A 26,254-nucleotide genomic window follows, 5' to 3' on the forward strand; every position below is an offset into this window, starting at 1 on the left:
TTGATCACTCCAATTCATATTTTGAATTCTGATTGGCTTCAATCCGTTCGTGGTTCTGGGCATCAAATAATAACAGTTCCTTGCGGGATAATTTAGCGTAAACCGTCTGGTCAACCCCGGCATCCCAGCTGGTCACGACCGACTTGATTTCCAAGCGGTCAAACACTTTGAGGGTTAGTTGCTTATAACGACCGTAATCAACAACGGATTCAACTTCAGCGGGAAAATCAGCCCCTGTTGGATCTTCCGACAGGCTCACGTTTTCAGGCCGAATTCCGACTAAGTAATCGGTGTCTTCTTGCAAATCAGTCGTCTGATAAGGAGCCAGGTTGGCCACAACGGCGCCGCTTATATCTAACAATTGGTGATTAAAGTAGGTCACCTTGAACACATTAATCTGGGGTGTGCCCACGAACTGAGCCACAAATAAATTGGCCGGATTATGGTACAGATTTTCGGGCGTATCAATCATCTGAATCTTGCCATCGTTAATGACGGCGATCCGATCCCCCAGTGCCATTGCTTCCTGCTGGTCATGGGTCACGTAAATAATGGTTTGCCCATTTTGCTCGTTGAGTTTCTGAATTTCGTCACGGGCCTTTTCTCGCAGCTGGACATCAATGTTTGATAATGGCTCATCTAATAGAAAGATTCGGCTCTTTTTCGCCATCCCTCTCCCCAAAGCAACCCGTTGTTTTTGACCACCAGACAATTGGCTTGGGTAGCGATCCTTGTAATTTGTTAAATTCAGTGAAGCCAGAATCGAAGACAATCGTTGCTGGCGGATTTGCTTAGGAACCTTGTGAACGCGCAACGCATACTCCAAATTTTGGTAAACCGTCATGTTCGGGTAGAGTGCATAATCTTGAAACACCATTGCAATACTGCGTTGTAGGCTGGTCATCTTAGTGGCATCTTGCCCGGCAATCAACACCTTGCCACCCGTGGGCGCTTCGAGACCGGCGATGATCCGTAAGGTGGTTGATTTCCCACAACCTGACGGTCCCAACAATACTAAGAACTCCCCGGGGACCACCGACAGATCCATTTTATCAATCACATTTGTTTTCTTGTTGTAACTTTTCGACATGTCATCTAACTCAATTGGGAAACCAGTATTTTCCATTAAATCATCCTCACTTTAGTCCTGAGCTGCTAATGCTATTCAAAATATACTTCTGGAAAACCATGTAGATCAGCAGTGGCGGCACAATCATAATGACGGCCAGTGCCATCGCCAATGGGAAGTTAGTCCCACCTTCGCTTGAAATATAGTTTTGTAAAGCCAGTGGCAGCGTGAAACTGCTTTTATCTTTCAATACCAATGTTGGCCAAACGTATTCGTTCCAACTATTGATAAAAAAGATTGCCCCTACACTGATGATACTGGGCTTTAGTAACGGAATAATGATGTTCATAAAAATTCGCCGGCTGGGGATTCCGTCAACTTTAGCTGATTCAGTGAGACTGCTGGGAATTTTTTCCATCGCTTTGATAAACAACATAATCCCAGTTGCATCACACATTTGGGGCAGCGCCACCCCGATCACGTTATTAAGCAAGTTCATTTTCGCGATTAACAAATAGTTTGGAATCATCACCGTTGTGAACGGCACAAAAATGGTCGCCACAAAGATAAAGTAAATGAGTCGTTTACCTTTAAAATGAAAGTTCTGGAATGCATAAGCTGCCAATAATCCAGTTCCGACTTTTCCAAGCGTGACAATCATTGCCATCAAGAAAGTGTTGGCAACCATCCGCAGCAGGTTGATCTGCTTGTTCAGCGTTAAATAATTGCCCAACGTTGGCTGGGATGGGATCAGCTGCAAAATTGAATGGTACGATTCCTGCAGGGTCTTAAATGAGTTGGAAATCATGAACACCACTGGCAGCATAATCGCCAAAATAATGAGGATCAGTAGAATGTGCCAACCCCAGTTCCGTTTTTCAGTCAGCATCTCGTTTCCTCCCCTCAACGAATTTGATTTCAATGAATAATAGAATCAAGAAGATCACAAAAGTCACGGTTGCCAATGCGGACGCGTTCCCGGTTTTGTAAAGGACAAACGCATTGAGGTACGTGTGATACAGCAAGTTAGACGACCCATAGTAGGGGCCACCTTGCGTGATGACGTTGATTGGCGTAAAGACATACTGCAACCCTTGAACGATTGTCAAAATGAAGACATAGATTGCCACGCCTTTATTCAGTGGCAGCACAATGTTCCAAATGACCCGCCACTTGGGAATCCCATCCAAAGCGGCGGCATCAAGAATGTTGCGCGGGACGGCTCCTAAACCGGTGAGCAGTAAAATGAAATTATAACCAAACACTTTCCAATTGGTAATCAGACAAATCACGACAATTGCCATGGCACCGGAATTGGTCCATTGAGGCACTTTCATGCCAAAATCCCTGAGGAAGAGTGCCAGTGGGCCAGAAACGGGATTCAAAATCCATGAGAACAACATCGCGCCAACCACTAACGAGAACAAGCTGGGAATGAAGAACAGGATTTTGTAAGGCCCCTTCATTTTGCCAATGAAGAAATTGACAATTAGCGAAATGAAATATGGAATGATAAAGTTTAAAATCACCAATAGGACAATGTAGACGAGCGTATTTAAAATCACTTTCTGGTTCGTTGGGTCGGTGAAGACATTGACGTAATTTGCCAAGCCGACAAACTGCTTAGTTGGGGCAATCAGGTTCCAATTAAAGAAGCTCAGGTAAAATGTATAGCCAATTGGAACGATCATGAACACCAGTAATAACAGTGCCGATGGTAGTAGGTATAGAAATGGCAAAAGCCGTCCTCGCGGCTTGCGGGAAACCCGCGGGCCAGAACGACTGTTAACAGCCTTTTCAATTTGTGAATTATTGTTGAGCATTAATCTTCTCCTGTGCAGCCTTGAGTGTCTGGGCAACATTGCTGCCGGTTAAAATCTTGTCCCGGGCATCAATCATGTCCTGTTCAGCATCTAACCCATTTTTAGGGAATGATGTCCAAGGAACGGCGTTGGTCAATTCTTGGGTAGCTGGTTTAATCATTGGGTTGGCAGCCAAGTACTTCTTAAATTGAGCTGAATCTAAGGCAGTCTTTGTTGGTGGCAAGTATCCAGTTCCCTTGTCCCAAGTTAACAGTGAATCATTTTTATAGAGCCACTTTTCAAAGGTCCAAGCCGCTTTTTGCTTGGCACTGTCCTGAGAAGTGAGGGCTAACATTGACCCACCAACTGGAACCGTCAGCTTATTGCCCTTAAAGGTTGGGGCAATTTGTGAGGAAGCCTTGAAGCTGACACTTTGTTTAATGTGTGAGGCTTGAGCAACGGTTGTGAACGCCATGGCCACTTTGCCATTGGTGAAATCGTCCATCCCTTGTGCCCAAGGCGTATGAATCGCGGCTTTATCCTTTAAAACCATGTCCTGGTATAGTTGATAAGCTTTGACACCCTGAGCACTGGCAAACGCTGCTTTACCGGCCGAATTTTTAATTTGCGCACCATTGCTTAACATCATTGCTTGTTGCGCCCAGGTATCAGCGGGTTCTTGAATATAGACGCCATAGTTGCCGCTCTTTTGCTTGATGGTCTTGGCAGCTGCTTGGACGCCTTCCCAAGTACTCAAGCTGCTCTTTTTAATCCCATATTTAGCAAGCATACTGTCATTGGTAAACAGAATTGGCGTACTCAATGAGTATGGCAACCCGACTAACTTACCTTTGGCGTTTTTAGCGAAGGATAACGACTGGGTCGAAAAGTTATTCGTAATGGCACTCTTGCTCTTGTCAAATTTTTGAGCTGCGTCAGTTGGCGTCATGTACTTGAAATTGTCAGAGAAGTAGTTCGTGAATGCCCAACCAACCTGAACGATATCCGGCACTTTTCCAGATGCCTGAGCGGATTGTAAATTCTGCATCAATCCTTGATACATATTTGGATTGTATTTAGCAGTTACCTTGATGTGCTTGTGGGTCTTGTTAAACTCTTTAACGAGCTTATTAACAGATGTCCCACCCTGTGTTTCAGCGTTAACGTGCCAATATGTAATGTGCGTTGTTTTGGTTGCCGCAGACTTGGAACACCCCGCAAACAATAACGCAACCCCGACAATTGACAAAAGACCGATTACTCGTTTTAAACCGTGACTAATAGTCATCATGAAACCCTCCTAAAATAAGTGAGCGGAGTAAAGCGGTTAGAAACCGGAGCGTAAGTCGCTGCTGAGAGGAATTCCTGGTTTTGGAATTTTTCTCAGTGGTGCTTACGTGCAGGTTTCTGCTTTACGCAGCTGTCTAAAAGTAAGTGAGCGGAGTAAAGCGGTTAACAATCGGAATGTAAGTCGCCTTGGGGAGAAATTCCCGGTCTTGGAATTTTTCGCTAAGGTGCTTACATGCAGATTGTTGCTTTACGCAGCTGTCCTAAAATAAGTGAGCAGATCCAAGCGTTTAGGGATCGGAGGGTAAGTCGCCTGGAACGAAAATTCCGGGTTTGGGAATTTTTGTTCGAGGTGCTTACATGCAGATCCCTGCTTGGAGCAGCTGTCCTATTTACGATGTACTTATAGATTAACAAGGTGATGTAAATTGAAGGCAAAAATTATGTTTCAAAAGTGTAAAAAGTCATGACATTTTGGTGGGTGTTGGATACCCCAGTTGGTTATGAACCCTGTATTGTGTCCCTTACACACAATTTCATTTTAAAAAAGCCAAAGAAAAACGGGTAACCATTCGGATTGGAATAGTTACCCGTTTTGTTTGGACCTGCCTAGCTTAAGTTGGTTCGACGCTCATAATCTTTTGATAATCAGCAGAAACTTCATTCAGTAATCTTTAAGACCGGTAGCTCCTGTGATCGGATCAGGCATCCCAATTGCCCCTATGATCCGATCCAACTACCGAGCCATAAACTTAGCAAAATTCACCATCAGCTTATAAATCCCCGTAAAAATACCAATCAACATATTGCCAATCGAGCTTAACAGTGAGTGGTGATGCGTCTTTTTTGCTTGTTTTGCCTGCTGATTTGGTTTAATCGTCGCTTCAGCAATCATTGGCACCTTTGCCACCCCACGACTATTAGAAAGTCCCACCTCCGCATAGCCAACAGAGTCGCCTTTGGTCACTTGCCCGGTCTTTTGGGTCAAACGATACTTAACTGATTGAGGCTTTTGGTTGGCATTCTGGCGCCAAATGGCGGTTTGTGATTCTTGTGGCGTTGCCGTTAGCAATTGATTGCCGATCTTAAATTGATGGGCTTTCACGTTCACACTCACCTTTTGATACTTTTTATCAATCTGTTGAATCAATCGATCCATCGACGTGAATACCGAATTACTATCGATAATGGTGGCAATCAAATGACGGCCATTGTGCCAAAAAGTAACCGTGAGACAGAGACCGGCATTAATTGTATAGCCGGTCTTCAACCCATCAACGTGATTCGCTTTTCGGTAATAAACTTTGTTCTTCAACAAGCTGTTGGAGTTAACTAACCATTGTTTACCAACCTTCATCGTCGACTGACTACTCCACTTGGTAATCGTCGGGAATTCGGCGAGCACTTTAGCCGCCACTTGAGAAATGGCAGAAACGCTGACCATGTTTTGGGCTTTGCTGGTCGTATGAGGTACCTGATAATGATATTTCTTCAAATCGGTGTTATCGAGGCCAGAGCTGCTAACAAAGGTTGCCTCAATTCCCCATTTTTGAGCTTGCTGGTTCATCATGTAAATAAATTGGGTGTTATTGCCACCACCCACTAATTTTCCGAGGGCAATCGCGGCAGAATTCGAAGAAGCGATCAGGGCGGCTTTGTATAAATCCTTAACGGTAAATTCGCCAGAGCGCTTAATTCTAAATCCCCCTAAAGTGGGATCCTTACTCATTTTGATTAATTCTTCGTCAACGGGTACTTTCTGATCCCATTTGATCTTATGCGCATCAATCGCTTTCTTGGTCAAATAGAGGGTCATTAATTTTGACAAACTGGCGATCGGCCGCTTGGCATCGGCGTTTTTCTGATACAGCACTTGACCGGTCTTGGCATCCATGACATAAGCTTCCTTAGCCTGAAATGCCGGCAATTTTTTCGCACGGGCTGAAGGTGTCGCAGTCGTTGAGAAAGCAATGATGGCAGCCATCACTATAACGACAATTTGTAAAAATGGGCTTTGTTTAACTTTCGAGGTGGCTTTCCGCAAACCAGGTACCTCCTAAATTTCTAAATTACAGATGGCACTATCCTAACTTAAATTTTAAGATTTGGAAAATCAAATTGAGAATCTTTAAATAAAATTTACCCAGAAAAGCCAAATGTGGTATTTAATAGCGCCAGCATTTTCTCGCAAGCTAACGACGATCCTGTTCCGCTCACTTTTTTAAGGTTGCAGATGACGGCTCATTTCATCGATATGCTGCCGAACCACCTGTTCCTTTCGCCTCATCCCCATTGTCGCAGAGTGGATAATGCTGTTACCCCGACTCACTTTGGTGTATAACGGCGCTGCATAATAGACGAACCGATGAGAGGCGGCAATGTAATCCGCCGTAAACAGGAGATCTTCAGCCAGCTCTAAGGTTTCATCGAACCGAATCTGATGGTCACGAATCACCGAAAGCCTAAACCCTTTATTCCAAGTATATCCACCAATTTCGGCGCCGCGATAATTAATTGAATCAAATGCTTCTTGCTTTGAAACGGATTGGAATTTGGCATCGGCAGACAACCTGCCACCGCCACGCCATCCCCAGGCGTACCCAACTGCGGCCATATCAACAGCCTTATCTGCCAATCCGGCAACAATGACTTCAAGATAATTTGAAGCCAGTAGATCATCGCCGTCAACAAACACAATAATTTCCCCATTGGCATGATCAATCGCATAATTGCGAGCCTTCGAGACCCCTTCATGCTCATCATAATAATGAGGATGAATTCGCTCATCCTGCTTGGCAAGCTCAGAAATTGCGGTCGCAGTGTCATCGGTTGACGCATCATCAACTAAAATAATTTCAAAATTCTGATAGGTCTGATTAAAAATACTCTGCATCGTTTTCTTTAAATAAGATCCCAAATTGTAAGCTGGAATCGAAATGGTGACTAACGGAGAATTTGTCATGGTAACCGCCTCCACTTATTTTTGGTCAGTGTAAGCGGTTGGGAAGGAATGTGCAAGGATTTGAGCGTCATCGCATATGGCGAATATTCGAAGCACGCAGTTGCCTCAATCGGAGAGTCTGGCATTTGCAATTTAAATTGACGAAATGTGCTCTCGCGGACCTAACCCTACTACATAAAAAAGAGCCCCAACGATAAACAAAGAACGTTCATCATTGGAGCTCATATCTTATTCTCCGGATCAACCCGGACTTAGTAGAAAGCGTGCCTCAGGGAACTGGCCCTTATATTACCGCGCCAAAAACGTTCCTTTCAGCACTCTATTCGTGTTCTGCGTGACTCTTAGATTTGGCATTATTTTGACCATAGTAAGCATTCTTACCATGCTTACGATAGTAATGCTTATCCAACAGATATTGTGGCACATGGGTTTCGTCACGAGTTAATTGTAATGTGTGATAGCTAATTTCAGCTGAAACTTCAAGTACCTTAGCGTTATAAACCGCTTTGTCGGCAGTTGGGCCCCATGCAAATGGACCATGTTGGCTAACTAGAACTGCAGGAACAGCATCTGGGTCAATTCCGCGGCGTTCAAATTCGTCAACGATCACTTTACTGGTGTTCAACTCATAGGCTTCTTCGATTTGTTTTTTCGTCAAAGCTGGGGCACAAGGAACATCACCGTAGAATGTGTCGGCATGAGTCGTGCTAGTAGCTGGGATATCCATCTTAGCTGCGGCAAATGAAACAGCCCAAGGTGAATGAGTATGAACAATACCACCAATGGTTGGGAAATGATTATAGAGATAAGTATGAGTTGGTGTATCGCTTGAAGGATTCAAGTCACCTTCAACAACCTTACCATCCAAATCAACAACGACCATATCTGAAGGCTTCATATCTTCGTAAGGAACCCCTGATGGCTTGATAACGAATAAGCCTTTGTCACGGTCAATTGCTGAAACATTTCCCCAAGTGAAGGTTACCAAGTCCAACTTAGGAAGTTTCATGTTTGCTTCATATACTTCTTGTTTAAGATCTTCTAGCATTTTGTTTATCACCTTTCGTGTTTGTGGTTTTAAGATTGTGGTTGTTCTTGGTTATATGGAGTAGGACAGCTCCGCAAAGCAATAACCTGCACATAAGCACCACAACCAAAAATCCAAGCCCAGGATTTCTGGTTGCGGAGACTTATGTTCCGGTTATTAACCGCTTTGCTTCGCTCACTATTTCATTTTCATCGACTTAACCGCTTGCTCCTCAACCGGAAGGGCTGCCTTGTAGTTGTCGATGAACTTGTCATAACCTTGGACACTGGCTGGTTCTGGGTACAACGTTGCTTTGGTTGAATCTTTGAAGACACGGTTCTCCAAGTAGTCTTCCAATGCTTCGCCGTCTTTACGGTTAACACAGTAGAGTGCCAAGACTGCCATTCCCCAAGGACCACCCTCACCGGCATTTTCCATTACAGAAATTGGGGTGTTCAGGGCATCCGCCAGAACTTGTTGGGCAACAACCGGCGTCTTGAAAATACCACCTTGGGCAACCAGTACACTGGTCTTGATATGTTCTTCGCGAAGCAAGATATCCATCCCAATCTTTAATGGGGCAAAGGCTGAATAAATTTGTTGCTTGATGAAGTTAGCGAGGTTCAACTTGCTGTCTGGCTTACGGACAAATAATGGTCGGCCTTCTGGCATCCGGGTGATGTTTTCACCTGAAAGGTAAGCAAAGTTAACCAAGCCACCGGCATCTTGATCACCCTTAACTGATTCGGCGAACAAAGTCCCGTACAAATCATCAGGCTTGAGTTGCAATCCAAGTGCTTTGGCAAATTCACCAAACAAGCCTACCCAAGCGTTGATATCGGATGAACTGTTGTTGGTGTGAACCATGGCAACTGGTGCACCATCTGGGGTTGTCACCATATCAATATCACGATGAACAGCCTTCATAGGCCGATCCAAGACAACCATTGAGAATGCAGAAGTTCCGGCTGAAATATTTCCAGTCCGCTTCTTAACACTGTTGGTTGAAACCATCCCAGTACCAGCATCCCCTTCAGGAGGCGCAATCAATGAACCGCCTTGGAGTTCACCACTCTGGTCAAGCAATTTGGCACCGGCATCCGTCAGCTCACCGACTTTTTGACCAGCCGGGAGGACCTTAGGCAAAATGTCGGTAATCTTCCATGGGTATTTCTGAACTTCAGGAAGAGCACTGAACTTATCCAGCATCTCTTGATTGTAGCTAACCGTCTGTTCGTCAATTGGAAACATTCCAGAGGCATCCCCAACACCAAGTGCCCTCTCACCGGACAACTTCCAAGTAACGTAACCAGCAAGTGTTGTAAAGAAATCAACGTTCTTAACATGGTCTTCGTTATTCAAAATTGCTTGGTATAAATGAGCAATACTCCAACGTTCTGGAATATTGAAATCAAACAACTTGGTCAAAGCTTCCGCAGCCTGGCCGGTAATGTTATTCCGCCAAGTTCTAAAGGGTACTAACAACTCGTCATTCTTATCAAATGCCATATAACCGTGCATCATGGCACTGACACCGATTGACCCGATCTTCTGAAGATCGCAACCATACTTATCATGAACTTCCAATGCCAAAGTTGCATAACTGGTTTGGATACCATCCCAAATCTTGTCTATTGGATAAGTCCAAATGCCGTTATCCAATTCGTTTTCCCAAAGGTAATCGCCAGAAGCAATTGTTTGGAAATCATCTGTCACCAGGACGGCCTTGATTCTTGTAGAACCTAATTCGAGACCCAGCGAAATGTTTCCGCTTACAATTTCGTCTCGCACACGACTTTCATCCATTATATAATCCTCCAGAGTAACTCCATTAATATTTTCATTTACCCTCTAATTGTAAAATATTCGTACGTATAAATCAATTGTTTTCGAAATTTATAGAATAAATTGGCCACAATTAAACCAGATCAGTCAGGGCATCCTCATCCAAAATCGTCACGGTAGACCCTGATGATTCAATGATTTCGTCAGTCGTCAGCTGTTTAAAAATTCGACTGATTGTTTCTGGCGTGGTCCCCAAATAAGTTGCAATATCCTTTTTCTTGAGTGGTAATTTGAATATTTTATCTCCGAGAGCGGCGCTGGTTTCCAACAAATATTTGGCCAGCTTGCCAGTGGTATCCGTTGTTGAGGCCAAGGTCTTTTCTTCTTGGAGTTCACTGATCTGCTTGCTCATAATCGCCAGCAACTTAACGGCTAACTGAGAACTGGTTTTTAACAAGTCCTGAAACGCCCCTTGATCAATTTGGCAAATATTTGAATCCACCAGCGCCGTGGCCGTAACATTCCTTTGATTCCCGTTGAATAGTGCGGATTCTCCATCAAAGTCCCCTGGCTGCATTACTTTCAATAACTGTTCTTTGCCGTTGGCCGCAACTTGGGAGATCTTGATTTGGCCAGCTTCCAGAATTAGAAAGTGGCCAACCGAATCGCCTGCCATATAAATGATTGTTCCCTTGGCATATTCGTGCTGAACGATCAACTTGGCAACTTCCACTTTTTGAGCTTGTGGCAGTGATCGAAACAACGGGACTAAATTGACACATTCAAGTGCGTGCTGTAAATCCATTTTTATAACTCCTTTAATTCATTGAGCCATTGCTGAGTTGCGCTATCCGGCGCGGTGGTCGTATCAAAGCCAATGGGTTCAAATACAGCTTTAACCTTCTGCCAATCAATCGCCTGATCGGAACTCAAATTTGCAACCAGGGAATCGAGCTGAGCAGGCCTCATCAGTTTAATTAATTGCGGGTTACCCGTTGAAAGCAGTGTATTAGCTGCCAGCTGGCGCAGAATAATTTGTTCCACATCAGCTGTAGAAGCCAGATCTATCAAGCTAATTCGCTCTTCTAACGGTACCGCCGGAATTTCACGTTCCAAGAAGTGATTGAAGGATTCCCAATTTTTTAAAACCTGCCGATAAAATTGATATGGCACCCGAATTCCAATTTGGCTGAAGGTTTTGGTAACCAGCGTTGCCATTGGCCAAGTCGGTCCAGCCCCAGCAACACCTAATAATTCAATCAAGAAACGCTGCATCGTTTCTTTATCCGAATGACGATATTTTTTCTTGAGAGTCAAGTCATAACGGACCAATACAAAATTCTGAAATTGTTCCGGCCCAATCACGCGACCAGGTTGGTGATGCAGCCGTCGTCTAATCTGTTTGATTTGTTTTAATTTGCTTGATTTAGCGAATCTACCTTGTTTTACCATTTTTTATCTCCCTGTTTACTACTCCCATTATTGCGGAAACGGCTCATTAAATCAAAGCATCACCTTTTCTGATTATTTTTTGCTAGCAAGCGTGAAAGCTGGCAATCACCACCTTAGCCCTTCCAACAACAGCGTTTTGGCTGTTCATCCCCATTTCCAATTCATTTACATCATATTTACATAAATTTAATGGGAACCATTACTTTTAAATTTAACGTGTTTGTAACAAGTCGGCTAAATACTTGATTTATCATAGGAATTCATTGTCACATAATTGTCTTATTTCGACCGGCTGTTGACGGTTATCGATGATCTGATATTATATACGGCGTGATTGCTTCTGGTTCATCTACCTCAATGATCAATCACCTTCCAAGTTACCGTTTAACATCTACCATGTGTTCCGGAACACACTTTCATTTTCACTTAGTAACCATGGAAGAACAACATTTCAAGTATTCGATCCAATTCTAGTTATAGATAATCTAAAAGGTGGTCATTATTATCAAAAAGAGTTTACTTACATTATCAGTTATCACTGGTTTCTTAGGTCTTAGTGGCGTTGTCGCAAATGCCGACAGCTATACCGTTAAGTCCGGAGATACCGTTGCCAACATTGCTGATAAATTTAACGACACTGTTAATGGAATTGCAAAACGCAACAACCTTTCTGATGCTGATTTAATCATGGTAGGCCAAAAGCTCAAAGTTAGCAACAATGATAAAGCTTCAAAGACCAACATGAAGACTTCAACTGCTATTCACAATGAACATAAGGATGCAATCGTAGCTGATACAGCTTCAAATTCCAATAACAATTCAGATACTTCAACTGACGCAACCAGCAGCGCAACAATCACCCCGGCTGCATTCCAATCACAAGGGGTTGTTTACCAAAATGGTAAGAAATGGACCTATTACACCGGTGCAGCATTCGCCGATGGTACCACTAATCACGGTGGTTATGATGCAGACGGCTACTTAATTGTAGCAGCTCCTGCAGACGTTCCATTTGGCACTCACGTTCAAACGCCACTTGGTGAAGGCGTTGTCCATGATCGTGGAACAGCGATTGTCGGTAATCATTATGACTTGGTAATGCCATAGAGACTGGGGCAATAGGCGTTTTGATCCCATAATTTAACGAAAATGACCAATTATTCCTGATTTTGGAATAGTTGGTCATTTTTGTTAAATTCTGGGATCAGCCGTTTGGCGCAGCTTTTATCTTGGTAGCTATGGCGATCTAGGTGAATGATCATCGATTGAAAATTGATATGTGTTCTGCCCTCGTTGTTTATGCAGGAAGGGGCAGGGTCGTCAGAGCACGTTTCCACTATATAAGGGAAGACATGGTTTCTCCCGGTATTAAAACATCTAACAATCTCCTATTCTTCATAGATAAAACGCGCTCACCAAAACTGACGCTATAAGAACCAGCAAATCATCTTTTTTAAGTTCTCCACTACCATGCCAAAATGCGCTCTGATGACCCTGACCCCTACCACGTAAGACAAAGCCGCCAACAATGAACAAAATTCGTTCATTATTGGCGGCTTTGTCTTACGTTCCGGGGTCAAACCGGGTCTTATCGCGCTCTAATCCCATTTTCCAATATATCCATATATACCTTCACCCGATCGATCACCTCACCCATATCTTCCATCTTGGTGATTTCTGGATGCTTTTCAAAATACGTTTGGGCCATTTGAGACATTGATCCAATAAACATTTTCAGATAGTCACGAACATCAGCTTCATTCAACTCTGGTCGAATATCCAGTTGACTAATAGTTGAAGTCAGGATTGTGTTCATTAAATCCGTTTCAAGCTTTTGAAACATCCCGAATACTTTTTCTCGCATGGGCTTGGGGACGAAGGAATCATTGGAATACACCCGCAGTAGCAATTCAAATTCAAACGGAAACTTGTGAGATAACTCCGTTTTATATTTGGTCGCCCGAATGATCATACTGACCAAATCCTGCGAATCTGTCCAGACTGATAAATCAACGACCGCCATAATTGTGTCTATCGCCTGTTTGACGGCTACGTAATACAAATGTTGCTTATTATCAAAATATCTAAACACGGACCCTTTTGACACATCGGCCACTTCAGCGATCTTATCCGTGCTGGCGCGATAACCCCGCTTGCCAAATTCTTGCACCGCCGCTGTTAAAATTGCCTGCTCTTTTTGAGGATCACGTGGTAATCGTTTCGCCATGAATTGACCTTCTTTTTTACTCAATTGTTTAAGAATCACTAAGCCAAATTAAATTTCATTAAATCGATTCCAGGCTGCCTAGATTAATTGTCGATCCAATTGCTCCAAGCAAGTCACTACGCAAGGTCTCGCTTACGATACCCGACAAAGCCGATCACGATCAATACCAACGCAACGGCTAACAGCCACCACACCGGTTCTGCGTTGATTTCATGGATCGGAACTTTATCGAACCAATAAAACGGCGAAATCTTCATTGCCCAATTTGGTAAATCGATCAGGCGGCCAAAGTAGGAAATGACAAACGAACCGCCTAACAGAATCCAAACAACTGACCGCAGTTTTGGCAGAATGCCGATGAAGCAGACCAGTGTACTCATGAATAGAATCAATACAGGCAGCATTGCCACAAATATTCTATTATAATACCTGATTGGCAGCGAATGCGCCAAGGTTGAATTGCCCACCACCATTGTCGTCATCAGGGTGACATACAAAATTACTACTGCCAGGATCACCCCATACAGCACATATGTCGCTAATAGATAGTAGCGACTATGCGGGGTAGTATTAACGAGCTGCAGGTAGCCACGCCGTTCCTCGGTGTACAAGTGATTAATAACCATTGCTCCACCGATAACCGCCAGGACCGTGAAAATAATCCCAAGAATGCCGACAAACGACAACACTTGGTTTTTCTCCAATGCTTGAACGCCATTGCTGCCAAGAACTTCTTTAATGACTGGCGAATCGTTCACCAACTTGCCAATACTGTTAAATACTGAGCCGTAACTGGCACCCAGAACCGCCATACCAATGATCCAAAATAAACTAATCGACCGTTGGTTCCAGAATAGTAAGGTTGCCGGACCCCGCAGGAAACGACTCTGCCGCTTGCCGCCACGGACTTGAATGATGCCGGCATCGATATCCCGATTAACGTTCAGTGCAACCGCAATTCCAAATGCCACGCTTCCTAAAATTAAGAACAATGCAACGGGGAGCCAATTATTCTTGATATAAATATCCGTTTTTTCGATCCAGCCGAAGGGGGACCACCAAGTGTTATCGGGATTGGAAACATCCGTCATCATCCGGACCAGATAGGTGAGGCCAAAAAACGCATAATTATAAATTAAAACGTTGTGACTGTCGGCAACCAGTTGGGAAAAGATCAACGAGATCATGCCGAAAGTCCAGCCAACTGCCGCTAAAGAAACCGCAAACAGCCAGTTACCGTTACTATCGCTACCTGGCATGTTCGCAAAGGTCATCCCAATTCCCGTGATGATTGCAAAACAGCCATCCGCGATTAATAGCTCTAAAGCCGCAGCGCTCAGTGGGGCCAAACGCCCCACTGGATGTCCACCAAGGACCATTTCGGTAAGACCGGATTCCTCTTGAGCTCGGCTCGCGCCAACTGCCACTGAATAGTTAAAGATCACCATGAAGATCGCCCAAAAGACGGCCATTTCGGTCGCAAAGATAACGGCCGTACTGATCGAAGCGTGCGCTAACGGCCCAAATAGTGCCTTCATTGCAGGTGATCGTAATGTTTGAGCAATGGTATTCAATTGTTGCTGATTGCCGTATATGCCTTCAAACTTTGCGGCAACCGCAACGAATAACCCAGCTAACACCAGCAGCCAGACCAGCAATTTAATCCAATCACGTTTGAAGTTTGCTTTCAACAATGCAAAAGTCTGTGTGTACTGTGTCATTTTACTCACCTACTTTTTGATCATTATCAGAGTGGTAATAGCGTAAGAACAAATCCTCCAGTGTTGGTGGGGTTGTCTTCAGTTGCAAAATTTTATTGGCCGAAAGACTCGCCATCACGTTGCCTATTTGATCAGAATCAACGCTAAATTCTGCGATGGTTTTCTGATCATTTTTAAAGTCCAGTTGGTACACCCCTGCCATCTTTTGCAACCCAACCAACGGCGCCACTGTTGTGACCGCCACCGAGTTTCGGGTCAGGTGCTGCATTGATTCCAGTGAGCCGGTCTCAATCACGCTGCCTTCGCGAATAATCGAAATCGTATCGCACATTTTTTCGACTTCAGACAGGATGTGACTGGAAAGCAGGACACTCTTGCCAGCCGCCTTAAGTTGGGCAACCTTTTGTTGGAAAATCAGTTCATTGAGCGGATCAAGCCCAGAAGTTGGTTCATCAAATACATACAATGACACGTCAGTTGAGAAAGCCGCAATTAAGGCCACCTTTTGCCGGTTACCTTTCGAATAAGTTCGATTCTTCTTACTGGTATCAAGCTTAAACTCTTTGATCAAGTCATCAGTCCGCTCAGTGTGGGTCTGTCCCGACATATGAAGCAACAGATCAATTGTTTGACCACCAGTCAAGTTCGGCCAGAGATAGACATCCCCAGGAACATACGCTAAATCCTTATGAATTGTGACTGATTCTTTCCAGGCATCTTTACCAAAGACTTTGGCTGAGCCGCCAGAGGACTTGATTAATCCTAAAATCACTCGAATAGTGGTCGACTTCCCAGCCCCATTTGGCCCGATAAATCCTAAGACTTCTCCCGGATGAAGCGTTAAGTTAACATCTTTGAGCGCCTCAAACTTCCCAAATGACTTCTTTAATCCCTTAACATCCATTACTAATGTGTGATTCATCATTCCTCACGCCCCTTTTTAAGCGGATAAGCGAACCACAATTCTGACTCGCTTTCAAAAATCACCCTCAGTATATCATTAATGACTGGATAGTCAATAACCAGGCAGTCATTTTTAATCTCGACTTTTTTGAACGCCACTATTCCTTGCAGCGCCGGCTTTCGGAGACAAAAAAAGGATCGAGTATCAATTAAGATCTCAATCCCATTGTTTCTACGAAAGTGACTTCCCCGTATCATCCCACTGATCAACAGAATCACCAATGTCCGCACTTGGTCGATGCCACTTGAAGTCATCGTACCATAGGCCCCGTTTGTCTTCGTCCAATTGATTGATGGTTTCAACGTCTTCGTCGCTCAGTTCGAAGTCAAAAATATGGCTATTTTCGATAATGCGTTTTTCATGAACCGATTTAATCACGGTAATGATCTCTCGTTGCCACTCCCAACGCAAAATGATCTGGGCCGCACTACGATGATATTTATCAGCGAGCTTCTCAATCACTGGGTTAGTTAACGATTTGCCACCGCCTAATGGTGACCAGGCTGTCATCGTGATCTTGTGGCTGGTGTCAAATTTGAGAATATCCCGTTCTTGATTGGTCGGATTAAATTCCATCTGGTTGATCGCTGGAATCACGTCGGCAGATTCAATCAGCTTACTCATCCGATCATTATCAAAGTTAGAGACCCCAATCGCTCTCACTTTACCTTCCTTGAGCAATCTTTCCATCGCCTGGTAACTTTCAAGGTAGTAGGCGTCAACCGGCCAGTGCATCAGATAAAGATCCACGTAATCCAATCCCAAGTCCTTTAATTGACCTTCAAAAGCCTTGGAAACCTTATCGTAGTCACCTTGATCACCATTAAACAGCTTAGTGGTCACAAAGACATCTTCACGCTTTAAGCCAGCCTGCTTGAGCCCTAACTTAATGCCGGCGCCGGTTCCCTGCTCGTTACCATATTGTTTGGCGGTATCAATCGCTCGATACCCGTTGCGGATCGCTGCAGCAACTGAGTCACGGGCTGCATGGTTATCACTCTTCCAAACACCAAGGCCGAATCGGGGCATCTTAATCCCATTGTTCAGCGTCATTGTTGAATTTAAACCGTCCAAAAATAACATCTCCGTTTCTGTTAATTGTGTCCACTTCAAGCATAGCAAAAGAGCGGCTGAAAGGAAAAAAAAACCATTTGCCCAGCCTCTCACCTATTTTATTTTGTTATTTACAAACTCACCGTAAATTTCTGCTTAACCTTATACGTCATCAGCCACGATGCGACCAAGAAGACTGTCACCACAATATATGGATAGTGGTAATTCATGTCCAGCAATGCCCCAGACATGATTGGCCCAATAATATTTCCCACACTGGTGAGTGACATATTGACCCCGTTGATCAACCCTTGAGCCGTCGCACTTGCCTTTGTCAGCAACGTCGTAATCGCCGGACGGATCAGATCATAGGCTGTAAAGACGATCAACGTCGCGATGATCACTTCCAATTTGGAATGAGCCAACATGATCCAGATGGTGCCAGCAAATGATAGGAAGAAACAATAGCGAATCAGTCGCTTTTCAGTTAGCCAAACGACCAATCGATCAAATAACAATGCCTGGAAAGTTAGTGAAGTCAATCCGTTCAGGGTCAATACCAAGGCAATGTTTTCCATTGTGAACTTGTAGACTTCATTGACATACAGACTATAAATGCTTTCAAAACCGACCAAGCCAAACGATGAAATCAGAATCAGAACGAATAATAAGCCCATCGGTCCAGAAAACAATTTCTTGGTCTGCTCCCACGATGCCTTACTGTACTTGCGTTCAGTCAGCACAGGTGGCACGTCATTTCTACTGGCAATTTTTTTGATTTCCGTTTCACTTGGCAGCATGAAGAGTAGCGATAACATGCTTAAAAAGCCCAGGACGGCCGCAAACCAAAACGGCGTTTTATAGTCAAACTTGGCTAAGATCCCGCCAATTCCGGGTCCTAGAATCAAGCCACCACTAAACGCGGCAGACAGTAGCCCAATGACGCGGGCTCGTTGCCTGGGTGTCGTCAAATCTGCCGCCAAGGCATTGGTTGTTGGGACCACCATTGCTGCTGACAGGCCGCCAATTGTCCGTGAAATATCGAACATCCAGAGCCAGTTGGTGAGCGCAAATAAAACTTCTGACACCATATAGAGCAGCAGTCCATAGACCAGGATGGGCTTGCGACCAATCTTATCCGAGATTTGGCCGACAATTGGTGAAGCAATCAACTGAGCCAATGCAAATAGTGAGTTCATGATTCCCATGTCAGTCGCAGACAGATGTAATTCGTTTTTAATGAATGGCATGACTGGGAAAATCAGGCTCATCCCAATACAAACCAAAAAGTTCCCAAAAATAAGGACAATAATGGCATTTCTAACCTTTTTTGACAAGTTGATTGCCCCCTTTCGTAATAGTACATAAAAGTTAGTATAACGCTATAAGTCCTGGCGTGTCCATCACAATCCACTGCAACTTTGAGGTGGCGACTGGTAAGATTCCACCCTCATCTGGTACACTATGACTGACAAATATCTAACAGGAGGTTAAGTATCGTGACAGAATCCAATCATTTACCCCAAAAAATTAAAACGGTCTGGCGCATCTCGGCCTTCATTAACTTCACAATCCTTGCAGTCATCGCAATTGGTGGCTTCATCGTTTTCAAGTTCACGAACTGGAGTTGGCTGCCGTATGGTGTCTTCGGCTTCGCAGCCCTGGCAATCATCGACCTGATCGTCGAACTCACTTTGGTGCCCTACCGTTACTCATTTTGGCTGTACACCCTCACCGATGATGCCGTCGAATTACGGTCTGGATTCATTTTCAGAAAATTAGTGTCGATCCCCATCGCCCGGGTTCAAGACGTCACTTTGGCTGCCGGCCCAATTTTACAATCGCAAAAGCTCCAGGAAGTACGGATTACCACTGCCTCAACCTCTCACAAAATCGATGGATTGGAGCCCGAAGTTGGCGACCAACTCCGCAACCAAATCATGAAAATGGCGGTGGAGGTGAACGACCGTGACGTCTGAAACCAAGCATCACTTGAACCCGCTGTCCATGTTCTATTTTTTGTTTCATCGTGTTTGGGACTGGATCATCTACGTTATCTTAACGGTTGGCCCGTTGACTGGTTTACTTAAACACTTCCATATTAATCCGGTTCTGGGGTTTGGCGCCCTACTGGTCCTGATCATCATGCTGATCGTTGTTCGCTACCTTTGTTTCACTTTTGAAATTGCGGCGGACATGCTGACAATTAATTCGGGGATTTTTATCAAAAAGCACACTCACATCCCTTACGGCCGAATTCAAACCATCCAACGCAGCCAGTGGTTTTTCTTAAAACCATTCAAGTTGGAAAAGCTCCAGATTGAAACGGCCGGCCATGACGATAAGACCCCTGAGGCAGTCCTGCCATTGGTACCTGAATCGGTGCGAACAGCAATTGAGGCCAGGCGCGTTACCGGCCCAGAAGCAAAAGCGGATTTAACCGGTACCGACAACCAGAAAACTGCTGAATCAGCGACCACTTACGTCATTAATCCTCACGAGCTCAACGTTTTCGCTCTCACCTCATTGGGCATTCTGCCCCTGATCGGGGTTTTGCTCGCCCTCTATGGCAAAATCCAAGAAGCCATTCCACAACGAGTGATCAATTCAGTTACCAGCGAAATTGTTCATCAATCACTCATTATCATCGTGGTGGTTGGTATCTTAATCATTTTGATCAGTATCGCCGGTTCATATTTATCAATTGTCCAGCGCTACTACAAGTTCACGTTGACAGCTCAGACCAACCAATTGAAAACTTATCAGGGCTTGTTTCAACGAAATTCCGTTACCATCCCTACCGACCGGATCCAAGCCTTGCGCATCAAACAAAACGTGATCCGTCAATGGTGTAAAATCTCAACCGTTCAAGCATTGGCCGCGTCTTCTGCCGGCGATGATGAAAAGAGCAATGACTTGATGATCTTGCCGGTTGTAAACACCCAAACAGTTTTCAAAACTCTCCGGCCCTTTATTGACTGGACACCCACGCAAGCCGTTGCTCTGAATCGCTTAAAGAAAGCGCCTTATTGGTATTTCATCCGAAATGCCATGCTGTTTGCCGCCGTCCCAATTGTAATCTGTGTATATTTTTTCACGGTTTGGGGACTGTTGAGCCTGGCGTTATTGCCGATTGCCATTTTTCTCGGCTGGTATTCTGCCAGCAACACCGGTTGGGTAGTCAGCGGTGACCAATTAATCATGCAGGTTGGTCACTCATTTACCCGCTCACAATACGTCATCCCCAAGAAGAATGTTCAGTCCTTTAGCCTCCACCAATCAATTTGGATGAGTGCCAGAGAGCTTGCCCATCTTGAAGTTAACGTCCGTCACGGCAATCATAATCAGAACATCGAAATTCGCTACTTGCCAAAAGAGGCCGCTCAAGAAATTTTTGACTGGTTGAAAAATTAGCAATTAGCTTTCATCATTATTTTCATAATTTTCAATTCCGCGGTATAATTTTAGTAACAGGTTTAAGGAGGCTATTATTTTATGAAAGAGTTAACGATTGGTGGCACCAAGGTTCCTGCAATTGGCTTAGGTACCTGGCATATGGGGGATCATCCTGCTACTCGGTCACAAGAAATCAAAGCGCTTCAGGCCGGGATTGAGGCTGGTGCAAAAGTCATTGATACCGCTGAAATGTACGGGAACGGTCGCAGTGAAAGCCTCATTGGCGAAGCTATTCGTGATTTGAACCGGGATAACTTATTCATTATTGATAAGGTGCTCCCTTCTAACGCTTCCAGAAATCGACTGGAGCATAGTTTGGACACCAGCCTAAAATTAGTGGGAACAGATTATTTTGATCTCTACCTTTATCACTGGCGGGGCGCCGTACCGTTGAGCGAAACGGTTGAAACGTTGCAAGCGATGCAGAAAAAAGGCAAGATCAAACATTGGGGTGTTTCCAATTTTGACCTGCCTGATATGGAAGAACTATTCGATCTTCCCGGTGGCAATGAGGTGGCCGCAAACGAGGACCTGTACAACATCGGCAGCCGTGGTGTGGAGTATAGCTTGCTGCCATGGCAACGAGACCAAGGTATCCCCTTTATTGCCTACACCCCAGTTGGTGCCGGTGATGAGCGTGGTCGGTTAACGACCAATAAAGTGGTCAAAGAAATTGCGGCTGCTCATCAAGCAACCCCTTGGCAAATCATCTTAGCTTGGGCAATTCGGGATGGTAACACGTTGGCAATTCCCCAGTCTGGTGATCCCAAACATGCTGTCGACAATGTGAAAGCTGCAAGTTTAGCGCTGGCAGCTGACGAATTGGCCGAAATTGATAAAGAATTTCCCAAGCCAACTTCTAAAGAACCTTTGGATATCCGGTAATTTAAAATCAACTTACACGACTTTATTTTCATAACTTAAAAAGCGTCACGCTTCTCAATCCAATTTCCAGGATTGAGAAGCGTGACGTTTTTTTGATGGCTAAACGTTTGCAAAATTGTGCACCTTTTACCAAAATCAGCATGATTACTGATCGTTTTAACTGAACCAAATCATAATCAATCACTTAAGGGTTTCTCACCTACTTCTGTATAGTAGGTCACCCCGCCAACATCATAATGGGCATAATAAATTCTGGCAACAAACGACTGCTGGCCGTCATCCCAAATTGTTTGAGTTTTAATATCATCCTTATCGGCCACTTTCAACCGGTACTGATATTTTCCGGTCTTATGCACTCGTTTGTCATCTAAGCCGGTCACATGATGGCGATAATACAAATAGCGACTATTTTTCTTGGCAATTGTTTTCGTAATCTTTGCGGATCCCATTGGCTTATTCCCAAATCCTTCTGGACCGACTCCTGCTTGATAGTGATACAACTCAACGTAGCCATCAGAGGTAATCATTAATCGATCACTTAAAAACGTATCTGGATATTCTTTTGGCGAGGTTCCGAGATAGAAGTTGCCATCGCTATATGGAACCATGTATTGGGGCTTTTTCACTTTTTCAAAGCGGGCGTTACTGTACTTAATATCTCCAGTCAGATCCTGCCATGCTTCCAAATAGTAACCCGGCATCACTGCAGCCTTTTTCACTTGATAACTTAAGCTGCTGGCGACCACTGTAATTTTTTTAATTTGTTTATTTTTCACTTCAATCGGGTGACCGGACACAACCGTTCCCTTGGGAATCGTAATCCAGCGACTCTGAAACATGTGGGCAGTCGGATTATCGACACCAATCCAGGTCCTGATTGGTTTCTTGGTTTTGAAGTAATATTCGGATAGTTGGGCGCTCTTTGGCGGGCTAACTTCTTTTTTGGCATACGTTTGAGTTGGGAACATAGCCATTGTGAAGGCTGTCGCTAACAACATCAAAATAAGTCGGCTTGATTTCAAATTCATGGGTTATCCTCTCCTCAGCAATACGAAGATTATTGAGATATTCAAGAGCAGGCGGCAACATATAAAAAATACGTTGTTCACCCCTTCAAGTGAATTGTACAGCGTTACAGCTTAAAATTACTAGCCATTTGTTTTTTATATCACATTAAGAATAATTTGTTTCAATTTGCGTGAATCTTCATCAACAATCGTCTGCATATTCTTAAATCGCTTTGAATACGACGGATGATAAAGTGGGAAAATTCTGCGCTTCTCGGTCGTAAATTTAAATGCGTTGGCGGCTTGATCAAATTGCTGAATGGGGCGTTCCAAAAGTTGACCATGCAGCTCGCCAATCTTAGCGTGATTCCCCAGCAGCCGTTGCAGGCTGGCATTGCCCATCGGAACCAACAGGATTCCCGGGAATTGGGCCAGCTCCCAGTCAAACATCGGTGCCGCCTGCTTCACTTCCGCTTGATTGGGCCGTCGATCCCGCTTGCGGCCGGTTTTACCAATCGAAAACGGGCGAGAATTCACGACTCCCGTGATATAAATATCTTCCCGCGTCAAACCAAGAGATGCCAACCAACGGTCAAGTTCCTTACCAGCGGGTCCCATGAATGGGCGACCCTGTTTGACCTCTTGATCGCCAGGGGCTTCTCCAAGCAATAAAATCTTGGGATGTCGCCCGCCCTCGCTGGGAACAAAGCCTTCCAATCGCGGATTTTCTGCAGCAATGAGTTTGGCATTTTTGACCCAGTCCGGAGTTAAAATTGTATGAAGAACCATGCTGTTGAGCTCCTTTCACTTTATCATTTCAATTATTAGTATAGACCAAATTTAAAAATAATGGTAAAAATTTTCATTTTCATAACTTATCATTAAACGCCGCGAGATCAAGGATTGTCGTCCTAAAGGATTCTTATTCCGCTTCTTTTTAAACTAGATTCATTTTTAAAAGCGCTTTCGTATGTGATATAATCTCACCTGTTATTGTATTTTGAGGGAAATCTGAAACGAATATGGAGAAAAATCATGAGTATTTTATTAGCATTGATTCCACCCCTCGCATGGGGAGCTACTGGAATCATCGGCACAAAAATGGGCGGATCTGCTGCTCAACAAACCTTCGGCGAATCCTGTGGTGCTTTGCTACTTGGAATTGGTGTCTATCTATTCTTTGTGCTGCCCAATGGAGTCGCAGTCACAGGTCGAATTTGGTTAGTTGGGCTGTTTTCCGGATTGTTCTGGTCAGTCGGAACCGCTGGCCAATTTATTGCTTATAAAAAGATGGGCGTCTCGGCTGCCTTCCCACTCTCGACGGCTGGCCAAATCATTGCCAACGCCCTTCTCGCCGCTGCGATTCTCAACGAATGGATCAACTTTAAGATGTGGTTATTTGGAATTCTTTCAATCGCCTTGGTCACGCTTGGCGCATTGCTCATTGCCGCCCGTTCCAAGGCTGAGAAAAAGATTACCAAAAAGCGGCCAGTCTCATACGGTGAAGGGATTGCTGCAATCTTAGCTTCGACGGCTGGTTTTGCACTGTATTTTATTTTTCCAAACATGCTATTCAAGTTCGGCTTTATTAGCCCAGCCATCCATAATGCCAACAACGGCATCAATTACATGACGGCGATTGTGACCCCACAGGCAGTTGGCCAAGTTGTCGGTTCATTTTTAATCGGCTTCTTCTTCCTTCAGGAGCGCAAACTATTAACGAAACCAGCAGCCAAGAACATTGTCACGGGAATCGATTGGGCGATCGGCAATTTGTTTATGTTTATCGCCGCCGCCAACCCAGCAATCGGCCAAGCCACTGCTGCCACCCTTTCCCAGTTGGGAATCATTGTCGGCACTTTTGGTGGAATTTACATCCTTCATGAACACAAGACCGGCGATCAGATGGTCAAGATTGTGCTGGGAACGATTTTGGTGATTGTGGGGAGTATTTTGATTACTAATTTGAAGGTTATTTAGGAAACTTTCTTAACATAAAAGAAAGGCTGGACATATAATAATTTTCCATCAGTAACCATTGGCTTGGATCGCCGCAACTATTCGGTAAGAAACCTGTGACAAATAGTTGCCCCCTGCCATTTAAATAAAAGCGGTGATGCATTCCAAAGTCAGAATGCATCACCGCTTTTAACTAAATTCTGAGATCAAATCCCAGTTTTTTGACTACAATGCGTATGCCGATGGAGATGATGCTTTGTACGACATATTTGACCTACCTAAGCCTGCAAGCAAACCATAAAGATAGTCTTCAGAAAATTGGTCAAGATCCCATGGGTCACCGTTAGCATCATTATGCCTTGTTTGGTAATGATTATATTGGTTTGTGACCAAGTTGAAATTTCTTTTAACTTGCTGGCATATCGGTCGGCACCTTTTAAGGACTTCATTTCCTGCTTAAATCGTGGCCGGAAATGATGATAAATCTTGTAAAGATCGGCAGCTTGCCAAGTTGGATAAAAGTCCTCATCATCGGTTTCAATTGATGCATCAGGAATGGCATTTTCAATATCAGAGATGATTTGTTCATTGTTCAGTGCCGCCATGAGCTTCTTCATATTTTTGGGCGTCATCCGACCAGACATGTCGCTGTCAGTATAACCAGTATATGCAGTTCCCAAATGGATCTTGGAAAAGATTGGTAAGATCTGTTTTTGAGTGCTTTGGGGCATTGTGTTTACTAATTCTCTGAGATAAGCAAGGTCCCGCTTAGGCTGAGCCTGACTTCTTCGATGATAAAGTTGTCCCTTCTTAATCCAACCGCCTAACGGTTTATAACCAGTTAACCCAGCATTTTGGTCAAGTTGTGGTATCGATGTCCCAATATAATAATAAACTACCTTTTTCCCATTAGGTTGACGAACGAGCGACTTTTGTTGAGTCTCAAACCATGTGGCCTGCTGACGGTACTTGTGCGAAACAAAGCCAGAAAACGACTTTTTGTAAATTTCACCCTTCACGTGATATTGCTGCGGGCTGAAATAATAATTTTTAACAACTTTATATTTATTGTCAGCACTTACTGATGTCGTCGTGGCAACCACCGAAACAAGAACAGCAGTCATGATTGAAACCGATATGAGCACCCGTTTTAATATAGAATTTTTCATTAGACAGTCCCTCGTTTAATCCGGTAACTTTTCATAAAAATTATCTGAAAACGAAACTCGACCATTCTTCATCACAACAGCGTTTCCTTCTGGATTCCCTTTCGGTGCCTCATCCATAACATTCCACCAATATCCAAACGAAAGCAGCGCATTGTGATATTTACTTGGGTTCTTACCGAAGTAAGAAACATTCATGAAAATTGCGTCAGTAGCATCGTTGGTCATCCCTTTAACCGGAGTTGTCTGCTCATTAGCGTAAGATTTACCATAATACCCCATCGTACGATTAAATGTGATCGTGCCTTTATAGTTTTTTCGCAGCAACTTAGCCGTCTTAGAATTAATCACAGATCCTGATTTATTCATAAAAATACACAAAATACCCATCAAACACATGTTTCACGCGTTTGATGGGTATTTTGCATTTTC

Annotated in this window: 24 protein-coding genes; 5 read left to right on the forward strand and 19 right to left on the reverse strand. The window is 44.1% G+C overall.

Annotated features, from left to right (window positions below; all coding sequences use genetic code 11):
* Window positions 1-4 precede the first annotated feature (4 nt).
* The 10 genes from QUF07_RS03330 to QUF07_RS03375 form a co-directional block, all read right to left on the reverse strand.
* Entirely contained in the window at window positions 5-1,126 is a 1,122-nt protein-coding gene (locus tag QUF07_RS03330; protein WP_289426785.1) for an ABC transporter ATP-binding protein, read from the reverse strand.
* Window positions 1,127-1,136: 10 nt separating this feature from the next.
* Window positions 1,137-1,958: a carbohydrate ABC transporter permease gene (locus QUF07_RS03335; RefSeq protein ID WP_217162748.1), complete on the reverse strand. Its 822-nt coding sequence runs from the start codon at window positions 1,956-1,958 to the stop codon at window positions 1,137-1,139.
* Window positions 1,948-2,892 carry a carbohydrate ABC transporter permease gene (locus tag QUF07_RS03340; protein ID WP_289426786.1) on the reverse strand — a complete coding sequence of 315 codons (945 nt, stop codon included), beginning with the start codon at window positions 2,890-2,892 and terminating at the stop codon, window positions 1,948-1,950. The genes QUF07_RS03335 and QUF07_RS03340 overlap by 11 nt, the downstream gene beginning before the upstream one ends.
* Window positions 2,879-4,162 carry an ABC transporter substrate-binding protein gene (locus tag QUF07_RS03345; RefSeq protein WP_249778430.1) on the reverse strand — a complete coding sequence of 428 codons (1,284 nt, stop codon included), beginning with the start codon at window positions 4,160-4,162 and terminating at the stop codon, window positions 2,879-2,881. The genes QUF07_RS03340 and QUF07_RS03345 overlap by 14 nt, the downstream gene beginning before the upstream one ends.
* 732 nt (window positions 4,163-4,894) lie before the next feature.
* The gene (locus QUF07_RS03350) at window positions 4,895-6,202 is read right to left on the reverse strand and encodes a D-alanyl-D-alanine carboxypeptidase family protein (protein WP_289426787.1); all 1,308 of its coding nucleotides are present in this window, start codon (window positions 6,200-6,202) and stop codon (window positions 4,895-4,897) included.
* Window positions 6,203-6,379: 177 nt separating this feature from the next.
* Window positions 6,380-7,120 (reverse strand): glycosyltransferase family 2 protein, encoded by a 741-nt coding sequence (locus tag QUF07_RS03355; RefSeq protein WP_217162744.1) that lies wholly within the window; start codon window positions 7,118-7,120, stop codon window positions 6,380-6,382.
* A 319-nt stretch (window positions 7,121-7,439) separates the two neighbouring features.
* Window positions 7,440-8,168 carry an L-ribulose-5-phosphate 4-epimerase gene (locus QUF07_RS03360; RefSeq protein WP_289426788.1) on the reverse strand — a complete coding sequence of 243 codons (729 nt, stop codon included), beginning with the start codon at window positions 8,166-8,168 and terminating at the stop codon, window positions 7,440-7,442.
* 177 nt (window positions 8,169-8,345) lie between these two features.
* Window positions 8,346-9,953 (reverse strand): xylulokinase, encoded by a 1,608-nt coding sequence (locus QUF07_RS03365; RefSeq protein WP_217341680.1) that lies wholly within the window; start codon window positions 9,951-9,953, stop codon window positions 8,346-8,348.
* A 112-nt stretch (window positions 9,954-10,065) separates the two neighbouring features.
* Window positions 10,066-10,737, reverse strand: coding sequence for a Crp/Fnr family transcriptional regulator (locus QUF07_RS03370; protein WP_217162740.1), 672 nt, complete (start codon window positions 10,735-10,737; stop codon window positions 10,066-10,068).
* Window positions 10,738-10,739: 2 nt separating this feature from the next.
* Window positions 10,740-11,384: a hypothetical protein gene (locus QUF07_RS03375; RefSeq protein ID WP_289426789.1), complete on the reverse strand. Its 645-nt coding sequence runs from the start codon at window positions 11,382-11,384 to the stop codon at window positions 10,740-10,742.
* A 492-nt stretch (window positions 11,385-11,876) separates the two neighbouring features.
* Between QUF07_RS03375 and QUF07_RS03380 the strand changes: the two genes are divergently transcribed.
* Complete coding sequence (locus QUF07_RS03380; protein ID WP_217162737.1) at window positions 11,877-12,491, forward strand: LysM peptidoglycan-binding domain-containing protein; 615 nt, start codon at window positions 11,877-11,879, stop codon at window positions 12,489-12,491.
* Between the two features lie 481 nt (window positions 12,492-12,972).
* Here the strand turns inward: QUF07_RS03380 and QUF07_RS03385 are convergent, their stop codons facing one another.
* The 5 genes from QUF07_RS03385 to QUF07_RS03405 all read right to left on the reverse strand — a co-directional run bounded on the left by QUF07_RS03385 (window position 12,973) and on the right by QUF07_RS03405 (window position 18,620).
* On the reverse strand, window positions 12,973-13,611 hold the full coding sequence (locus tag QUF07_RS03385) for a TetR/AcrR family transcriptional regulator (protein ID WP_289426790.1): 639 nt from the start codon (window positions 13,609-13,611) through the stop codon (window positions 12,973-12,975).
* Between the two features lie 116 nt (window positions 13,612-13,727).
* A complete protein-coding gene (locus tag QUF07_RS03390; RefSeq protein ID WP_289426791.1) occupies window positions 13,728-15,332 on the reverse strand; it encodes an ABC transporter permease in 1,605 nt (534 codons plus the stop codon).
* Between the two features lies 1 nt (window position 15,333).
* Entirely contained in the window at window positions 15,334-16,254 is a 921-nt protein-coding gene (locus QUF07_RS03395) for an ABC transporter ATP-binding protein (protein ID WP_289426797.1), read from the reverse strand.
* A gap of 213 nt (window positions 16,255-16,467) precedes the next feature.
* Complete coding sequence (locus QUF07_RS03400; protein ID WP_289426798.1) at window positions 16,468-17,325, reverse strand: aldo/keto reductase; 858 nt, start codon at window positions 17,323-17,325, stop codon at window positions 16,468-16,470.
* A gap of 155 nt (window positions 17,326-17,480) precedes the next feature.
* The gene (locus QUF07_RS03405) at window positions 17,481-18,620 is read right to left on the reverse strand and encodes an MFS transporter (protein WP_502878965.1); all 1,140 of its coding nucleotides are present in this window, start codon (window positions 18,618-18,620) and stop codon (window positions 17,481-17,483) included.
* 228 nt (window positions 18,621-18,848) lie between these two features.
* Between QUF07_RS03405 and QUF07_RS03410 the strand changes: the two genes are divergently transcribed.
* From QUF07_RS03410 to QUF07_RS03420, 3 genes are all read left to right on the forward strand, one after another.
* Entirely contained in the window at window positions 18,849-19,328 is a 480-nt protein-coding gene (locus tag QUF07_RS03410) for a PH domain-containing protein (protein ID WP_217162729.1), read from the forward strand.
* Entirely contained in the window at window positions 19,318-20,763 is a 1,446-nt protein-coding gene (locus QUF07_RS03415; protein WP_217162727.1) for a PH domain-containing protein, read from the forward strand. The genes QUF07_RS03410 and QUF07_RS03415 overlap by 11 nt, the downstream gene beginning before the upstream one ends.
* Window positions 20,764-20,844: 81 nt before the next feature.
* Window positions 20,845-21,690, forward strand: coding sequence for an aldo/keto reductase (locus QUF07_RS03420; RefSeq protein WP_289426793.1), 846 nt, complete (start codon window positions 20,845-20,847; stop codon window positions 21,688-21,690).
* A 176-nt stretch (window positions 21,691-21,866) separates the two neighbouring features.
* Here QUF07_RS03420 and QUF07_RS03425 read toward each other — a convergent pair whose 3' ends face one another.
* Together QUF07_RS03425 and QUF07_RS03430 are read right to left on the reverse strand one after the other, a co-directional pair.
* The gene (locus QUF07_RS03425; RefSeq protein WP_217162723.1) at window positions 21,867-22,718 is read right to left on the reverse strand and encodes a hypothetical protein; all 852 of its coding nucleotides are present in this window, start codon (window positions 22,716-22,718) and stop codon (window positions 21,867-21,869) included.
* Between the two features lie 135 nt (window positions 22,719-22,853).
* A complete protein-coding gene (locus tag QUF07_RS03430) occupies window positions 22,854-23,486 on the reverse strand; it encodes a uracil-DNA glycosylase (RefSeq protein ID WP_217162721.1) in 633 nt (210 codons plus the stop codon).
* A gap of 246 nt (window positions 23,487-23,732) precedes the next feature.
* On the opposite strand from QUF07_RS03430, the gene QUF07_RS03435 reads away from it, so the two are divergent.
* Window positions 23,733-24,677, forward strand: a complete 945-nt coding sequence (locus QUF07_RS03435) for a GRP family sugar transporter (RefSeq protein ID WP_289426794.1) — start codon at window positions 23,733-23,735, stop codon at window positions 24,675-24,677.
* Between the two features lie 257 nt (window positions 24,678-24,934).
* On the opposite strand, the gene QUF07_RS03440 is transcribed toward QUF07_RS03435, so the two are convergent.
* Window positions 24,935-25,825 (reverse strand): hypothetical protein, encoded by an 891-nt coding sequence (locus tag QUF07_RS03440; protein ID WP_289426795.1) that lies wholly within the window; start codon window positions 25,823-25,825, stop codon window positions 24,935-24,937.
* Window positions 25,826-25,840: 15 nt separating this feature from the next.
* On the reverse strand, window positions 25,841-26,191 hold the full coding sequence (locus QUF07_RS03445) for a hypothetical protein (RefSeq protein WP_289426796.1): 351 nt from the start codon (window positions 26,189-26,191) through the stop codon (window positions 25,841-25,843).
* Between the last annotated feature and the right edge of the window lie 63 nt (window positions 26,192-26,254).

It is taken from the genome of Lentilactobacillus sp. TOM.63 (assembly GCF_030361045.1).
GTDB lineage: Bacteria > Bacillota > Bacilli > Lactobacillales > Lactobacillaceae > Lentilactobacillus > Lentilactobacillus dabitei.

What these genes read in the sequence shown, in the direction of transcription:
- QUF07_RS03330 (WP_289426785.1), bottom strand. Translation starts at nt 1,126, where the DNA reads ATGGAAAATACTGGTTTCCCAATTGAGTTAGATGACATGTCGAAAAGT.
- QUF07_RS03335 (WP_217162748.1), bottom strand. Translation starts at nt 1,958, where the DNA reads ATGCTGACTGAAAAACGGAACTGGGGTTGGCACATTCTACTGATCCTC.
- QUF07_RS03340 (WP_289426786.1), bottom strand. Translation starts at nt 2,892, where the DNA reads ATGCTCAACAATAATTCACAAATTGAAAAGGCTGTTAACAGTCGTTCT.
- QUF07_RS03345 (WP_249778430.1), bottom strand. Translation starts at nt 4,162, where the DNA reads ATGATGACTATTAGTCACGGTTTAAAACGAGTAATCGGTCTTTTGTCA.
- QUF07_RS03355 (WP_217162744.1), bottom strand. Translation starts at nt 7,120, where the DNA reads ATGACAAATTCTCCGTTAGTCACCATTTCGATTCCAGCTTACAATTTG.
- QUF07_RS03360 (WP_289426788.1), bottom strand. Translation starts at nt 8,168, where the DNA reads ATGCTAGAAGATCTTAAACAAGAAGTATATGAAGCAAACATGAAACTT.
- QUF07_RS03365 (WP_217341680.1), bottom strand. Translation starts at nt 9,953, where the DNA reads ATGGATGAAAGTCGTGTGCGAGACGAAATTGTAAGCGGAAACATTTCG.
- QUF07_RS03370 (WP_217162740.1), bottom strand. Translation starts at nt 10,737, where the DNA reads ATGGATTTACAGCACGCACTTGAATGTGTCAATTTAGTCCCGTTGTTT.
- QUF07_RS03375 (WP_289426789.1), bottom strand. Translation starts at nt 11,384, where the DNA reads ATGGTAAAACAAGGTAGATTCGCTAAATCAAGCAAATTAAAACAAATC.
- QUF07_RS03385 (WP_289426790.1), bottom strand. Translation starts at nt 13,611, where the DNA reads ATGGCGAAACGATTACCACGTGATCCTCAAAAAGAGCAGGCAATTTTA.
- QUF07_RS03390 (WP_289426791.1), bottom strand. Translation starts at nt 15,332, where the DNA reads ATGACACAGTACACACAGACTTTTGCATTGTTGAAAGCAAACTTCAAA.
- QUF07_RS03395 (WP_289426797.1), bottom strand. Translation starts at nt 16,254, where the DNA reads ATGAATCACACATTAGTAATGGATGTTAAGGGATTAAAGAAGTCATTT.
- QUF07_RS03400 (WP_289426798.1), bottom strand. Translation starts at nt 17,325, where the DNA reads ATGCCCCGATTCGGCCTTGGTGTTTGGAAGAGTGATAACCATGCAGCC.
- QUF07_RS03405 (WP_502878965.1), bottom strand. Translation starts at nt 18,620, where the DNA reads ATGAGCCTGATTTTCCCAGTCATGCCATTCATTAAAAACGAATTACAT.
- QUF07_RS03420 (WP_289426793.1), top strand. Translation starts at nt 20,845, where the DNA reads ATGAAAGAGTTAACGATTGGTGGCACCAAGGTTCCTGCAATTGGCTTA.
- QUF07_RS03425 (WP_217162723.1), bottom strand. Translation starts at nt 22,718, where the DNA reads ATGAATTTGAAATCAAGCCGACTTATTTTGATGTTGTTAGCGACAGCC.
- QUF07_RS03430 (WP_217162721.1), bottom strand. Translation starts at nt 23,486, where the DNA reads ATGGTTCTTCATACAATTTTAACTCCGGACTGGGTCAAAAATGCCAAA.
- QUF07_RS03435 (WP_289426794.1), top strand. Translation starts at nt 23,733, where the DNA reads ATGAGTATTTTATTAGCATTGATTCCACCCCTCGCATGGGGAGCTACT.
- QUF07_RS03440 (WP_289426795.1), bottom strand. Translation starts at nt 25,825, where the DNA reads ATGAAAAATTCTATATTAAAACGGGTGCTCATATCGGTTTCAATCATG.
- QUF07_RS03445 (WP_289426796.1), bottom strand. Translation starts at nt 26,191, where the DNA reads ATGAATAAATCAGGATCTGTGATTAATTCTAAGACGGCTAAGTTGCTG.